Source organism: Taklimakanibacter lacteus, from assembly GCA_003576695.1.
GTDB classification, from domain to species: Bacteria; Pseudomonadota; Alphaproteobacteria; order Rhizobiales; family Aestuariivirgaceae; genus Taklimakanibacter; species Taklimakanibacter lacteus.
The window spans coordinates 354861-367510 of the sequence record QOZQ01000005.1; the positions used below are offsets into that span (position 1 = coordinate 354861).

Below are 12650 nucleotides of genomic sequence, written 5' to 3' on the forward strand. Positions count from 1 at the left end.
CCCATGACAGCCCAGACTGCCGTCCCTACACTTTCTTCAACCGGCGCTCATGCGCTGGAGCTGGAAGGTGTCGGACGGCAGTTTGGCGCTCTTGTCGCCCTTGAGGGCATTGCCATGAAAGTGGCGGCGGGTGAGCGCCGGGCCGTTCTCGGATCGAACGGGGCGGGAAAGACCACCTTGTTCAACACGATCACCGGCGATTTCCTGCCCAGTTCCGGCAATATCAAGTTCTTCGGCGAGGATATCACGCATTTTCCCGTGCATGAGCGCATCCGCAGGGGCCTGCGCCGCACCTACCAGATCTCCCAGCTGTTCGGAGGCCTGAGTGTCCGCGACAGCGTGTTTCTTGCATGCCGCGGCGTTTCCCGCGGCCGGTTCTCGCTGTTGCGTCCTGCGATCGACGATGCCACCATGGCGCAGGCCGAGCGCATCATTCACGCGACCCATCTCGATCACCTGACGGACAGCCTGGTGTCCGCCTTGAGCCATGGCGAGCAAAGGCAGCTCGAGATCGCGCTCGCGCTTGCCGGTGCGCCGCGCTTCATCCTGTTCGATGAGCCCGCCGCCGGCCTGTCACCGCGCGAGCGGGGCGAGCTCGTTGCGATATTGAATTCTCTGCCGGCGCATATCGGCTACATCATCATCGAACATGACCTCGATGTGGCGCTTAAAGTGTCGACCTATGTCACGATGATGCATAATGGCCGGATGTTCAAGGAAGGCAGCCCAGAGGAAATCGAGGACGATCCGCAGGTGCAGGCGATCTATCTCGGGGGTGGCCATGGCTGACCGCCCCATTCTCCAGGTCACGGATCTGCATGTCTATTACGGCGAATCGCACGCGCTGCAGGGCGTCTCCCTGTCGTTGGAGCGCGGCATTCTTGCGGTGGTGGGCCGCAATGGCATGGGCAAATCCACCTTGTGCAACACCATCATCGGCCTGAGGCGGGCGCGCAGCGGCAGTATCCGGATGGATGGACGTGAAATATCTTCGCTCGCGCCGCATGAGATCAACCGGCTTGGCGTCGGCTATGTCCCGCAGGGACGCCGGGTCTGGCCCAGCCTCACCGTGGATCAGACCCTGCGTTTGGGCATGCATCGCGCCAAGGCCAAGGGCGGCTGGACATTGGAGCGCGTCTATCAGGCCTTCCCGCGCCTGGCTGAACGCAGGAACAGCGGCGGGGCGCAGCTTTCCGGCGGCGAACAGCAGATGCTCGCCATTTCCCGTGCACTCCTGTCCAACCCGAAACTGCTGGTCATGGATGAACCGACGGAAGGTTTGGCGCCGCTCATTGTCGATCAGGTGCGCGAGCTTCTGATCACGCTGGCGAAGGAGGAAGACGTCTCGATCCTCCTGGTCGAGCAGAATATCGGCGTTGCCACATCGGTTTCCGATCGGGTCGCCATCATGGTCAATGGCCGCATCAACCGGGTGATGGACTCGCGCGCCCTCGCGGCCGACCAGCCTTTGCAGCAGCGGCTGCTGGGCGTCGGGCGGCACGCCGAAGAGAACGCGCCGGCGAGCGAGCCCGAAGAAGGCGAGACCACGCGCGAGCGCGTGGCGCAGGTCTACCGCATCGAGCGCCCCAGTGCCGAAGCAACGCCCGGAAATTCCGGCCAGCCAACCTATCGGGCCAATGAGGCCCTGCCCAATCGGTGGGGCATCTCGCTGGTCACTCCCGCAGCACCCGCTTCTCCCGCCGAGGCCAGGGCCGAGCCTGAAAAAATATTCGCCATCGCCAATGCCGAGCGGTTCGGCCGCACCGCTCTGGTTGTCGGGACCTATGATACGAAGGGAGCGGAGCTGCGCTTCATTCGCGACAGGCTACGCAACCTTGGCATTCCGACGCGGACGGTCGACCTGTCGACATCAGGCAAGCCCTCGGCGGCGGATGTCACGCCGGCGCAAGTGGCGTCCATGCATCGCAGCGCTTCCTCCGCCGTGTTCACCAATGACAGAGGGCAATCGGTTGCCGCGATGGCCGAGGCCTTTGCCCGATGGATCGAGCGCGAACGGGGCATTGGCGGCGTCATCTCCGCCGGCGGCTCGGGCGGCACGTCGCTGGCGACGGCGGGCATGCGCAAGCTCCCGGTCGGCATTCCCAAGGTGATGGTGTCGACCGTGGCCTCGGGCGAAGTGGGCGCCTATGTCGGGCCATCTGACATCATGATGATGTATTCGGTCTGCGATGTGCAGGGCATCAACACGATCAGCGAACGGGTTCTGGCAAATGCGGCGCACGCGCTTGCCGGTATGATCGCAGGGTTACCCGACGCGCAGGCCCGGGAAGCCCGTCGCAAGCTGGCGCGGCCGGCGATCGGCATGACCATGTTCGGCGTGACGACGCCGTGCATCCAGGCGGTTCAGAAACGGCTGGAAGGCGATTATGACTGCGTCGTCTTCCACGCCACGGGAACCGGCGGACGCTCGATGGAGAATCTGGCCGATTCCGGATTCCTGAGCGGCTTTCTCGATCTCACAACCACCGAAGTGGCCGATATGATCGTCGGCGGCGTGATGGCCGCCGACAGTGATCGCTTCGGTGCAGCGATCCGCACGGGTCTGCCTTATGTCGGGTCAGTCGGCGCCCTCGACATGGTGAATTTCGGTCCGCGCGACACCGTTCCGGACAAATTCCGCTCGCGCAAATTCGTCATCCACAATCCGAATGTCACGCTGATGCGCACCACCCGGGAGGAGAATCGCGCCTTCGGCCAATGGATCGGCGACCGGCTGAACCAGATGGAGGGCCAGGTCCGCTTCCTGCTGCCCGAGGGCGGCGTTTCTCTGTTGGATTCTCCCGGCAAGGCCTTCCACGATCCGGAAGCCGATGGCGCCCTGTTCGAAGCCATCGAGAAGACGGTGCGGGTCACAACGCGCCGCAAGGTCGAGCGCGTCAGCGGCAACATAAACGACCCCCATTTCGTGGATGCCGCTGTCGCCGCTTTCACGTCCATCTCGCCCCGGCTGGAGAGGAGAGCCTGAATGCGGTTCACCGGCCATCACACGAATTTAAGGCCATCACCTTCGGGTGAGGCCGGTATAAGGGAGTAAGGATCATGGCAGCACAGGCGCTCGGCGCGCTCATCCTCTGGCTGTTGATTGCAGCCATTGTCATCGTCGTCGCAGTGTACATTCTGCGCTGGCTCTATCGCCGCTCCACCAAGGACACCGCCTTTGTCCGGACCGGCTTCGGCGGCGAGAAAGTGGTGGTGAATGGCGGTGCCTTTGTCATCCCCGTGCTGCATGAGACGACGCCGGTGAACATGAATGTCATGCGCATCGACGTGGCCCGCCGGGAAAGCCGCGCGCTCATTACCAAGAACCGCATGCGTGTCGATGTCAGCGCCGAGTTCTTCGTCAAAGTAGGGTCGACGAAAGAGGCCGTCGCCGCCGCCGCCCAGACGCTCAGCCGCCGCACCCTCGATGGCGCCGGCATGCGCGACCTGCTCGAAGGCAAGTTCGCCGGTGCGCTCCGCACCATGGCGGCGCAGATGACGCTCGAAGACATGCATGAGCGGCGCAAGGACTATGCGCAGCTCGTCAAGGAAATGGCGTCCGAGGACCTCGCCCGCAATGGGCTCGATCTCGAAAGCGTCGCCATCGTCGATCTGGATCAGACACGACTCGAATTCTTCGACCCGTCCAACGCGTTCGACGCCGAAGGCCTTACCCAGCTGACCGAATCGATCGAAGGCCGTCGCCGCATGCGCAACGAGATCGAACAGCGCACCCAGGTCGATATCCGCACCCAGAATCTCGATGCGCAGCGCAAGGTGCTCGATATCGATCGCGAGAGCGAATATGCAAGGCTGGCGCAGGAGCAGGAGATCGAGGTTCGCCGCGCCGTGCAACGCACCGAACTAGCCAAGGAGCGGGCTTTGCGCGACCAGGAGTCCGAGCAGGCGCAACTTGCCGCGCGCGAAGAGATCGAGAAGTTCCGGCTGGCGCAGGAACGCAGCATCACCGAGGCGCGCATCAGGAATGAAGAGGATACGCAGCGCCGCGAGATTGCCCGGCGCCGCGGGCTCGAGGAAGTGGAAATGAAGACGCGCGAATTGACCGAGCGCGAGCAGATTGCTCTCGGCCTTTCGCTCGAAGTGGCGCGCATCGAACGCGAGCGGGAGGAAAAGGAATTGGACGTCAAGCGTCGGCGCAGCCTGGAATTGGCCGAGCTCGAGCGCCAGATCGTCCTTGCCGCCAAGGCGGTCGAAGTGACCAAGGCCGAGTCCGAGAAGAAACGGGCGGAGATCGCCTCGGCGCAAGAGCTTGAAGCCAGCCGCATTGCCCAGGAGCGCATTGTCGATCAGGCCAGGCTTGAGCGCGAGCGGGCCCTGGAATCCCTCCAGATCGCCAAACGCCAAGCCTTCGAAGAGGCGGAAATTTCGGCCGGCGAGGAAGTCGAGCGGGCCCGCATCTCCACCGAGCGGGGGTTGAGCGAGGCGCGCATCGTCCGCGACAGCGAATTGCGGCAGCTGACGGTTGAAAAGGACCGGCTGGTCGAAACGGCCGAGCTCCAGAAATCCATCGATCTTGCCAAGAAATCGGCGGAACGCTCACTGGCGATCGTCAATGCCGAGACGGCGCGCGCCAAGGCGGTGCAGGCCGAAGAGCAGGCCTTCACGGCCCGTGAGCGCGAGATTGCCGAGCGCCGGAAGCTCACTGAAATCATCAACGCCCAGCGCGAGGCCGAGCGTGACGCCGTTCGCCTGACGGTCAAGGCGGATTCCGAAAAGAAGGCCGCCACGGCCTTTGCCGACGCAAGGAAGATTTCGGCGCAGGGCGAAGCGGAGTCCGTCAGAATCCTCGCCAAATCTGCCGCCGAGCGCTTCGAAGTGGATGCCAAGGGCCACAGGCAGATGGCGGAGGCCGAGAATGTTCTCTCTGAGGGCGCCCGTCACTCGCGCTATCGCAGCAAGCTCCTCGACAAAGTGGAAGGCATTGTGCGCGAGAGCGTGCGGCCGCTGGAAAATATCGAAGGCATCAAGATACTCCATGTCGATGGCATGAATGGCGGTGCCGGCGGCAACCGTAATGTGACCGATGAAGTGATCGACTCGGCCCTGCGCTACCGCGTCCAGGCCCCGATGATCGACAGCCTCATGAAAGACATCGGCATCGAAGGCGGCAGTGTCGGGCGCATGACGGAGGTTCTGCGCGATGCGAAGGATATCGTGACCCTCACCAAGGAGAAGGGCAAGGGCCGGCCGGAGCGGGGCAAGTCGAAGGCGGCCGACACCGACGACGACAGGGACCGCTGATATGGCGGAGGTCTATGTCTCGAGCGTGATTGCGGCGCCGGCTGGAGCCGTCTGGCTGGCGGTCCGGGATTTCAACGCGCTTCCCGCCTGGGCGCCCTTTGTCGCGGAAAGCCGGATCGAGCAGAATATGAGGCCGGACCAGGTCGGCTGCATCCGCAGTTTCCGATTGAAGGACGGCGGCAGAATCCGCGAGCGGCTGCTGGCGCTCTCCGATTTCGATATGTCCTGCACCTATTCGATCCTTGAAAGCCCAATGGGCGTGGAAAACTACATCGCCACCCTGGCTCTCATTCCCATCACGGACGGCAATGCGACGCTCGCGACGTGGAAGGCGAGTTTTGATGCGCCGCCCGAGCGCGAGGACGGCCTCGTCAGGGACATAGGGCAGAATGTGTTTCAGGCTGCCTTTACGGCGCTCAAATCCCGGTTCGGGCGCTGATCCGCAATGGTCGAGGTGCGCCGGTCGACTGTCGTTGACGCGCCGATCGAGGAGGTCTGGGCGTTGCTGCGCGACTTCAACGGTCATGACACCTGGCATCCCGCCGTGACACGAAGCAGCATCGAGGATAAGGCTCCGGCCGACATGATCGGCGCCGTCCGTGCGTTTCAGCTGGCCGATGGCTCTCATATCCGTGAGCAGCTTCTGGCGCTTTCGGATCGGGAACGAAGCTTCGACTATTGCATCCTCGACGCGCCGGTTCCGCTGATGGGCTATGTCGCCCATGTGAGGCTGTTGCCGGTCACCGATGGCGAACAGACTTTCTGGGAATGGCGATCGAAGTTCACCGCGCCCGGATCGCGTGAGAAGGCCCTGGAAAAGCTCGTCGCCGAGGATATCTACGAGGCGGGTTTCCGCGCCATCAAGCAGCTATTGCGGGGCAAAAGTAAGCCAGCGGCCTCGGTGCCGAGTGCGTCGGCAAGGACCGCGCCTTTGCCGGCCAAGGGTGAAGATAGCGCCCAGGCCATTGTCATGCACGCGCATGGCGGTCCCGACGTGCTGCAATATCAGTCCATTCAGGTCGCGAGGCCCCAGTCTGACGAAGTGCGCATCCGGCAGCGCTTCATCGGCGTGAACTATATCGATGTCTATATGCGCACCGGCTATTTCAATCTCATTTCCCCGCCGGGCATTCCCGGCATGGAAGCTGTCGGCGTGATCGAAAGCGTTGGCTCGAGTGTTTCCGGGTTCAGGCCGGGAGACCGTGTGGCCTATGCCTGTGCGCCGCCGGGCGCCTATACCAATCTGCGGGTGATGAAGGCGGATGTCCTGGTTCATGTGCCGGACTTCCTGAGCGACGAGATTGCCGGCGCCTCCCTGCTGAAAGGAATTACCGCGAGCTTCCTGTTGCATGAAGTTTATCGCGTCAAGCCGGGGCATGTGGTGCTTGTGCACGCGGCGGCAGGTGGAGTCGGGCTCCTTCTTACGCAATGGGCCAAAGCCCTGGGCGCGACCGTCATCGGCACGACGTCCAGCGAGGAAAAGGTCAACCGGATCCGCCAGGCGGGATGCGACCATGCCATCAACTACGCCAGCACCGATTTTGCCCAAGCTGTCCTGGACATCACCGGCGGCGCCGGTGTCGACGTCGTCTATGACGCGGTGGGCCGGGACACGTTCGAGGGTTCGCTGCGGGCGCTCAAGACACGCGGCACATTAGTGAGTTTCGGGCAGGCCTCCGGGGATATCGGGCTTTACGAAATTGGCAAGCTCGCCAACAAGTCGGTCACGCTTTCGCGACCCAATTACGGCCACTACACCGAGACACGCGCGGCAATTCTCATGCATGCCCAAAGATTTTTCTCGATGGTGGAGAAGGGCGCCGTATCGATCGGGTATCCCCGCGTGTTTCGCTTGGCCGAAGCCGCCGCCGCTCATCAAGCGCTGGCGGAGCGCAACACTATCGGATCGATCGTCCTCTCAGCGGAATAGGCTAGCAGCCAGGCGAGGAAAAGCGTGCCCGATAATCATGCGGTGCGACGGCCATCTGTCGGAAGAAGCTGCGCCGCATCGTCTCCTCGGACCCGAAGCCGCAGCGCCGGGCGATCCGCTTCACCGGATCGCGTGTCGTGGCGAGCAACTGGCAAGCGGCCTCGACCCGCAGCTTCTCGACGGCGCGCGCCGGCGTGATGCCCAGATGCTCGCGATAGTGCCGCAACAGGCTGCGTTCGCTCATGCCGGCGCGCCTGGCCAGCATGGGCACCGAAAGATCTTCGGCGAGATGGCCCGCGATCCAGCCATGCAGGTGGTCGAATTCGCGGGTTCGCTCCTGGAAAGACAGCACGGTCGAGAATTGCGCCTGGCCGCCGGGGCGCCTCAGGAACACCACAAGCTCCCGCGCAACGGCAGCGGCTACGGCATGCCCGATATCCTCCTCGACCATGGCGAGTGCCAGGTCGATGCCGGCAGTCACGCCGGCAGAGGTCCACAGGGAGCCGTCGCGGACATAGATCGCGTTCATGTCCACCCGCGTCCTGGCGAAGTCGCGCGCCAGGCGCTCGCAATCGGCCCAGTGGGTGACGGCGCGCTTGCCCTCGAGAAGGCCGGCCGCGCCCAGGAGAAACGCTCCGCTGCAGACCGACGCCACGCGCCGCGCCTTGCGGGCGCGCAGCGCGAGCCAGCCAACGAGTTGCCGGTCTTCGCAGGCCGCGTGAACGCTGGACCCGCCGGCGACGATCAACGTGTCGACCGGCCGGCGTGACGGCGGCAGTTTTCCTGCGAGGATCGGCAGGCCGGCCGATGTCATCACTGGCGTCCGGCGCGCCACCACGCGAATGGCATAGGGCGGCGCATGGCCTGACGCACGCTCGGCATCATTCGCGGAGGCGAAGACCTGAAGAGGTCCCGCAACATCGAGAAGCTGGAGATCGGGAAACACGACGATCTCCACCGACCGGGGCTTTGGCGGAATTCGAGGGTTCTTTGGCATTCGCGCCAGAGCGTAATCCGCTAGCCTGTTCCTGTCCAACAATTGAGAGCGAGGCCCATGGCCCTGGAGCTCAGACCAAACTGCGAATGCTGTGATCGCGATCTTCCACCGGCATCGAAGCTAGCGCGCATCTGTTCCTATGAATGCACCTTCTGCGCCGATTGCGTCGACAAGGTGCTGTTCAATGTCTGCCCGAATTGCGGCGGCGGCTTTGCGCCGCGGCCGATCCGTCCGGCAACCGAATGGCGAGCCGGACTGTCGCTTGCCCTGCGTCCGGCCTCCGGCAGGCGCGTGTCGCTCTCCTATAGCCGCGAGGATATTGCCGACCATAGCCGCCGGATCAGGGACATCCTGCCGGAAGAACGCTGATGGCCGACCAGTTCGCCGCGGCGGCGAGCGGGGCACCGCCGCCCACGCCCGGCATATGGAGGCCGAGATTGAAGAGCGTCACATGGCCCGCAAGATTGCGGGTTTCCTGTTTGGCTTCAGCGACGGCCATTTCCAACTCTCCTCTCGTCGCCCGCATCACTCATGACGGAGATGAGATTGCTCTTGATCCTGGAGAGAAGCCGGATCGCCTCATCGATCTCCGCATCGTTCATGTCCTTCAGATATTCGGCGCGCGTTTCCGCCGCGATGACCTTGAGGGTGTCGAGAAGCGGGTGAGCGGCCGGCAACAGGTAAAGCGACCAGGCGCGCCGATCACTCGGATGAGGGCGGCGCTCGATCAGGCCCGCCTGCTCGAGGCGATCGACCAAGCGGCCGACGGTAATGGGCTCAACCTCGAGGAGCTCGGCGAGCGCTCCCTGGCTCAGGCCTTCCTGGACATGGATCTCTTTCAGAACCTGCCACTGCGCTCGGGTGAGTCCTGTGCCGCGCGCATTCTGATCGAAACGCTTGCGCAGCAAACGCCCGGTATCCATCAGCAAAAGGCCGATTGAAGAGTGTTCGGGTTTCATGATGGCGGAAATCTAGAGTTCCATCATTTAATAAGCAAGATTATAATATCTATTCTTAATGTAAGCTCAGTTATGATCTTGACGCGTGATTGCCGCCGGGTCCGTCAGGACAGCTCAACCGCCCCAGCGCCTAAAAAAGAGGCGAAATTCCTGAATCAGGCAGAAAGGGGCATTTTTTCTTCCCCCCGCTTTCAACTCGTCTATAAAGCGGGCCCTAAATCTAAAGACTTGGAACAGGAGAGAGAGCCATGGCAGTGCGCGTCGCCATCAACGGATTTGGCCGGATCGGCCGCAACATCGTGCGGGCCATTTTCGAATCGGGGCGCAAGGATATCGACGTGGTGGCGGTCAATGATCTCGGCCCCGTCGAAACCAATGCCCATCTGCTGCGCTATGACAGCGTGCATGGCCGCTTCCCGCATGAGGTCGGCGTTGCCGGCGACACGATCTCGATCGGCAAGGAGAAGTTCAAGGTCACCGCCATCAAGGATCCGGCGCAGCTGCCGTGGAAGGATCTCGGCATCGACATCGCCCTCGAATGCACCGGCATCTTCACGTCCAAGGAGAAGGCCTCCGCCCATCTCACCGCCGGCGCCAAGCGGGTGATCGTCTCGGCCCCCGCCGACAATGCCGATCTCACCGTCGTCTATGGCGTCAATCACGACAAGCTCAGCAAGGACCATATCGTCATTTCGAACGCGTCCTGCACGACGAACTGCCTGGCGCCGGTCGCCAAGGTGCTCCACGACGCGGTCGGCATCGAAAAAGGTTTCATGACCACGATCCATGCCTATACCGGCGACCAGCCGACGCTCGATACGATGCACAAGGATCTCTACCGCGCCCGCGCCGCCTCGCTGTCCATGATCCCGACCTCGACGGGTGCCGCCAAGGCCGTCGGCCTCGTTCTGCCCGAGCTCAAGGGCAAGCTCGACGGCGTCTCCATCCGCGTGCCGACACCCAATGTGTCGGTGATCGATTTCAAATTCGTCGCCAAGAAAGCGACCAGCGCCGAGGAGATCAACGGCGCCATCAAGCGGGCGGCCGAGCAGCAGCTCAAGGGCATCCTCGGCTATACCAACGATCCCAATGTCTCGATCGACTTCAACCACAATGCCAATTCGGCGACCTTCCACATGGACCAGACCAAGGTGATGGAAGGCACGCTGGTGCGCGTGCTTGCCTGGTACGACAATGAATGGGGCTTCTCGAACCGCATGGCCGATACGGCCGTCGCCTTCGCCAAGCATATCTGACGATGTCGCGCCCGCTGCGCATCGCGCCGTCCATCCTCTCCGCCGATTTCGCAAGGCTCGGCGATGAGGTGCGCGCCGTCGATGAAGCGGGCGCCGACTGGATCCATATCGATGTGATGGACGGGCATTTCGTGCCCAACATCTCCTTCGGCCCGGTGGTGATGTCCTCGATCCGCCCGGTGACGAAGAGGCCCTTTGACGTCCATCTGATGATCGCGCCGGTCGATCGCTATCTCGAAGCCTTCGCCAAAGCGGGCGCCGACATCATCACCGTCCACGCCGAGGCGGGCCCCCATCTCGACCGTTCGCTGCAGACGGTGAAGGCGCTCGGCAAGAGAGCCGGCGTGGCGCTCAACCCGGCAACGCCCGTCGATCACATCAAGCATGTGCTCGACCGGCTCGACCTCATCCTCATCATGACGGTCAATCCGGGCTTCGGGGGGCAGAGCTTCATTCCGGCGATGATCGACAAGATCCGCGAGACGCGCGATCTCGTCCAGGGCCGCGACATCGATATCGAGGTCGATGGCGGCATCACCGCCGAAACGGCACCGCTTGTGGTCAAGGCCGGCGCCAATGCGCTGGTCGCGGGCTCCGCCGTCTACAAGGGCGACGCCAAGGCCTATGGCCGCAACATCGCCGCGATCAGGACGAGCGCCACCAGCCTCGCGGCTTGAGCTAGACCCGCACGGCTCCTGCCGGCCGGAAGCGGCGCACCGCCAGCGTGCCGATCACGATAAAGATCACGAGGGCGATGGCCTGCGCGATGGCGAAGGGCGGCTCCGAGCCTGTCGGCGCCAGAGCATTGAGGAACGGGACCTTCTGGAAAGCCTGGGCAATGGTCACGAAGATCAGGAGATAGAGGCTCGCCACCATGGCGAGCACATAGATCCAGCGCCAGGCGCCCACAATATGAGCGCGATGGGCCAGGAACCAGGCGATGAGGATCACGGCCGAGACGATACCGGTGGCGAAAGCCGGTGTCACACCCGCGAAAGGAAAGATGAAGCCGGTGAAGGTCACGGCCAGGGCCAGCTCAAAGAACCGCCTCGTCCACCAGTTCGAATGCGCGCCCTGGAAGAGACCCACAATCGCCTTGATGCCGACGCCGATCGCGACAAAACTCAGGATCGTATGCACGATGGTGAGCAGCCAGACATAGAGCATCATTCTCAACCCCCCCGAATAACTCGTTCTACGCTACACCATTTCCGCCAATAATTGAACTGAACCGTCGGTGAAGACCCGGTTCAGTCCACCGACAGTGCCGCCCCCTTAAGCTTTTGTCATTCACGGCCATGCGCCGTGCAACAGGGAGCCCTCAGGCTCCCCATGCTGGAGGTACGCCTATGCTGAACCTGAACCGGATGGTCATCCGGGCCGCCGCCGTCGTGGCATTCGTCGCGGTGGCGAACAGCGCCCAAGCCTATCAATGCAAGACCACCTATGTGCAAGCCGAAGCCCTGGCCAATCTGAAGGTCAAGGCACTCAAGTCGGCGAAGACCTTCTGGTCGCAAGAGGCCAAGGACAAATATGGGCTAGCCTGGTCCGTCTGGAATATCGCGGCATCCAAATCACAGAGCTGCAACTGGACCGGCACGAAGTTCTACTGCATCGTGAAGGCCAAGCCCTGCCTGTATGTCGTTCAGTAATTGACCGGCATGTCCCCTCTCCCCTGCGGGAGAGGGGACAACATTGGGAGAGCTAGCTTTTCGCCACCCAGTCCTTGAAGGCGGCGAGCCAGGATGTGATCACCTTCTTCGTCGCCTCATCCGTCAGCTCGCCATTGGCGAATTTCCTGTCGGCGGAAGCGACAAAGATCTCGGGCTTGGGCATGGTGATCGCCTCGAGGCCGACCAGATTCTGGCGCAGGTGATATTGCGACCGCGCCGTGCCGATCGGCCCTTGCGACGCGCCCATGACGCCGACGCGCTTCCATTTGAACGGATTGCCGGAGCGCGACAGCCAGTCGGTGGCGTTCTTGAGCACGCCCGGCACCGAGAAATTATATTCTGGCGTCGCGATGATGATGCCATCGGCCTGCCTCACCTTTTCCTGCAGGGCTTTGACGCTGGCCGGCAATCCATGCTTGTCCTCCTCATCGCCGTCATAGAGCGGGATGCCGTGGAGCGTGACGATCTCGATCTCCATGTCCTGCGGCGCCAGTTCCTTCACCGCCTTGAGCAGCTGCGTGTTGTAGCTGTCCTTGCGGAGCGCTCCGGTGATGGCGAGGATCTTCATCATGT

General features: G+C 62.8%; 14 protein-coding genes. 9 read left to right on the forward strand and 5 right to left on the reverse strand.

The window, feature by feature from the left end:
* The first annotated feature begins 3 nt into the window (after nt 1-3).
* The 5 genes from DT068_RS12275 to DT068_RS12295 all read left to right on the forward strand — a co-directional run bounded on the left by DT068_RS12275 (nt 4) and on the right by DT068_RS12295 (nt 7192).
* On the forward strand, nt 4-789 hold the full coding sequence (locus DT068_RS12275; RefSeq protein ID WP_119390122.1) for an ABC transporter ATP-binding protein: 786 nt from the start codon (nt 4-6) through the stop codon (nt 787-789).
* Nucleotides 782-2986 carry an ABC transporter permease gene (locus DT068_RS12280; protein WP_119390123.1) on the forward strand — a complete coding sequence of 735 codons (2205 nt, stop codon included), beginning with the start codon at nt 782-784 and terminating at the stop codon, nt 2984-2986. The genes DT068_RS12275 and DT068_RS12280 overlap by 8 nt, the downstream gene beginning before the upstream one ends.
* Nucleotides 2987-3060: 74 nt before the next feature.
* Nucleotides 3061-5262 carry a flotillin domain-containing protein gene (locus DT068_RS12285; protein ID WP_119390124.1) on the forward strand — a complete coding sequence of 734 codons (2202 nt, stop codon included), beginning with the start codon at nt 3061-3063 and terminating at the stop codon, nt 5260-5262.
* Between the two features lies 1 nt (nt 5263).
* Nucleotides 5264-5701: an SRPBCC family protein gene (locus DT068_RS12290; RefSeq protein ID WP_119390125.1), complete on the forward strand. Its 438-nt coding sequence runs from the start codon at nt 5264-5266 to the stop codon at nt 5699-5701.
* 6 nt (nt 5702-5707) lie between these two features.
* On the forward strand, nt 5708-7192 hold the full coding sequence (locus tag DT068_RS12295) for a zinc-binding dehydrogenase (protein WP_119390126.1): 1485 nt from the start codon (nt 5708-5710) through the stop codon (nt 7190-7192).
* 1 nt (nt 7193) lies between these two features.
* On the opposite strand, the gene DT068_RS12300 is transcribed toward DT068_RS12295, so the two are convergent.
* A complete protein-coding gene (locus DT068_RS12300) occupies nt 7194-8189 on the reverse strand; it encodes a GlxA family transcriptional regulator (RefSeq protein WP_119390127.1) in 996 nt (331 codons plus the stop codon).
* A 57-nt stretch (nt 8190-8246) separates the two neighbouring features.
* Between DT068_RS12300 and DT068_RS12305 the strand changes: the two genes are divergently transcribed.
* A complete protein-coding gene (locus DT068_RS12305) occupies nt 8247-8558 on the forward strand; it encodes a DUF1272 domain-containing protein (protein ID WP_119390128.1) in 312 nt (103 codons plus the stop codon).
* On the opposite strand, the gene DT068_RS28000 is transcribed toward DT068_RS12305, so the two are convergent.
* Together DT068_RS28000 and DT068_RS12310 are read right to left on the reverse strand one after the other, a co-directional pair.
* Nucleotides 8530-8688, reverse strand: coding sequence for a hypothetical protein (locus tag DT068_RS28000; protein WP_162914162.1), 159 nt, complete (start codon nt 8686-8688; stop codon nt 8530-8532). The two genes, DT068_RS12305 and DT068_RS28000, sit on opposite strands and share 29 nt — an antisense overlap.
* Nucleotides 8675-9148, reverse strand: a complete 474-nt coding sequence (locus tag DT068_RS12310) for a MarR family winged helix-turn-helix transcriptional regulator (protein WP_119390129.1) — start codon at nt 9146-9148, stop codon at nt 8675-8677. Before DT068_RS12310 ends, DT068_RS28000 begins: the two co-directional genes overlap by 14 nt.
* Before the next feature lie 248 nt (nt 9149-9396).
* On the opposite strand from DT068_RS12310, the gene gap reads away from it, so the two are divergent.
* Together gap and rpe are read left to right on the forward strand one after the other, a co-directional pair.
* Nucleotides 9397-10404 carry a type I glyceraldehyde-3-phosphate dehydrogenase gene (gene gap, locus DT068_RS12315; protein WP_119390130.1) on the forward strand — a complete coding sequence of 336 codons (1008 nt, stop codon included), beginning with the start codon at nt 9397-9399 and terminating at the stop codon, nt 10402-10404.
* A gap of 2 nt (nt 10405-10406) precedes the next feature.
* Nucleotides 10407-11081: a ribulose-phosphate 3-epimerase gene (rpe, locus tag DT068_RS12320; RefSeq protein WP_119390131.1), complete on the forward strand. Its 675-nt coding sequence runs from the start codon at nt 10407-10409 to the stop codon at nt 11079-11081.
* Between the two features lies 1 nt (nt 11082).
* On the opposite strand, the gene DT068_RS12325 is transcribed toward rpe, so the two are convergent.
* Nucleotides 11083-11574, reverse strand: a complete 492-nt coding sequence (locus DT068_RS12325) for a hypothetical protein (protein ID WP_119390132.1) — start codon at nt 11572-11574, stop codon at nt 11083-11085.
* A gap of 179 nt (nt 11575-11753) precedes the next feature.
* On the opposite strand from DT068_RS12325, the gene DT068_RS12330 reads away from it, so the two are divergent.
* Complete coding sequence (locus DT068_RS12330) at nt 11754-12056, forward strand: hypothetical protein (protein ID WP_119390133.1); 303 nt, start codon at nt 11754-11756, stop codon at nt 12054-12056.
* A gap of 52 nt (nt 12057-12108) precedes the next feature.
* Here DT068_RS12330 and DT068_RS12335 read toward each other — a convergent pair whose 3' ends face one another.
* Complete coding sequence (locus DT068_RS12335) at nt 12109-12648, reverse strand: NADPH-dependent FMN reductase (protein ID WP_368904692.1); 540 nt, start codon at nt 12646-12648, stop codon at nt 12109-12111.
* Nucleotides 12649-12650: the final 2 nt, after the last annotated feature.

What these genes read in the sequence shown, in the direction of transcription:
- DT068_RS12275 (WP_119390122.1), top strand. Translation starts at nt 4, where the DNA reads ATGACAGCCCAGACTGCCGTCCCTACACTTTCTTCAACCGGCGCTCAT.
- DT068_RS12280 (WP_119390123.1), top strand. Translation starts at nt 782, where the DNA reads ATGGCTGACCGCCCCATTCTCCAGGTCACGGATCTGCATGTCTATTAC.
- DT068_RS12285 (WP_119390124.1), top strand. Translation starts at nt 3,061, where the DNA reads ATGGCAGCACAGGCGCTCGGCGCGCTCATCCTCTGGCTGTTGATTGCA.
- DT068_RS12290 (WP_119390125.1), top strand. Translation starts at nt 5,264, where the DNA reads ATGGCGGAGGTCTATGTCTCGAGCGTGATTGCGGCGCCGGCTGGAGCC.
- DT068_RS12295 (WP_119390126.1), top strand. Translation starts at nt 5,708, where the DNA reads ATGGTCGAGGTGCGCCGGTCGACTGTCGTTGACGCGCCGATCGAGGAG.
- DT068_RS12300 (WP_119390127.1), bottom strand. Translation starts at nt 8,189, where the DNA reads ATGCCAAAGAACCCTCGAATTCCGCCAAAGCCCCGGTCGGTGGAGATC.
- DT068_RS12305 (WP_119390128.1), top strand. Translation starts at nt 8,247, where the DNA reads ATGGCCCTGGAGCTCAGACCAAACTGCGAATGCTGTGATCGCGATCTT.
- DT068_RS28000 (WP_162914162.1), bottom strand. Translation starts at nt 8,688, where the DNA reads ATGGCCGTCGCTGAAGCCAAACAGGAAACCCGCAATCTTGCGGGCCAT.
- DT068_RS12310 (WP_119390129.1), bottom strand. Translation starts at nt 9,148, where the DNA reads ATGAAACCCGAACACTCTTCAATCGGCCTTTTGCTGATGGATACCGGG.
- gap (WP_119390130.1), top strand. Translation starts at nt 9,397, where the DNA reads ATGGCAGTGCGCGTCGCCATCAACGGATTTGGCCGGATCGGCCGCAAC.
- rpe (WP_119390131.1), top strand. Translation starts at nt 10,407, where the DNA reads ATGTCGCGCCCGCTGCGCATCGCGCCGTCCATCCTCTCCGCCGATTTC.
- DT068_RS12325 (WP_119390132.1), bottom strand. Translation starts at nt 11,574, where the DNA reads ATGATGCTCTATGTCTGGCTGCTCACCATCGTGCATACGATCCTGAGT.
- DT068_RS12330 (WP_119390133.1), top strand. Translation starts at nt 11,754, where the DNA reads ATGCTGAACCTGAACCGGATGGTCATCCGGGCCGCCGCCGTCGTGGCA.
- DT068_RS12335 (WP_368904692.1), bottom strand. Translation starts at nt 12,648, where the DNA reads ATGATGAAGATCCTCGCCATCACCGGAGCGCTCCGCAAGGACAGCTAC.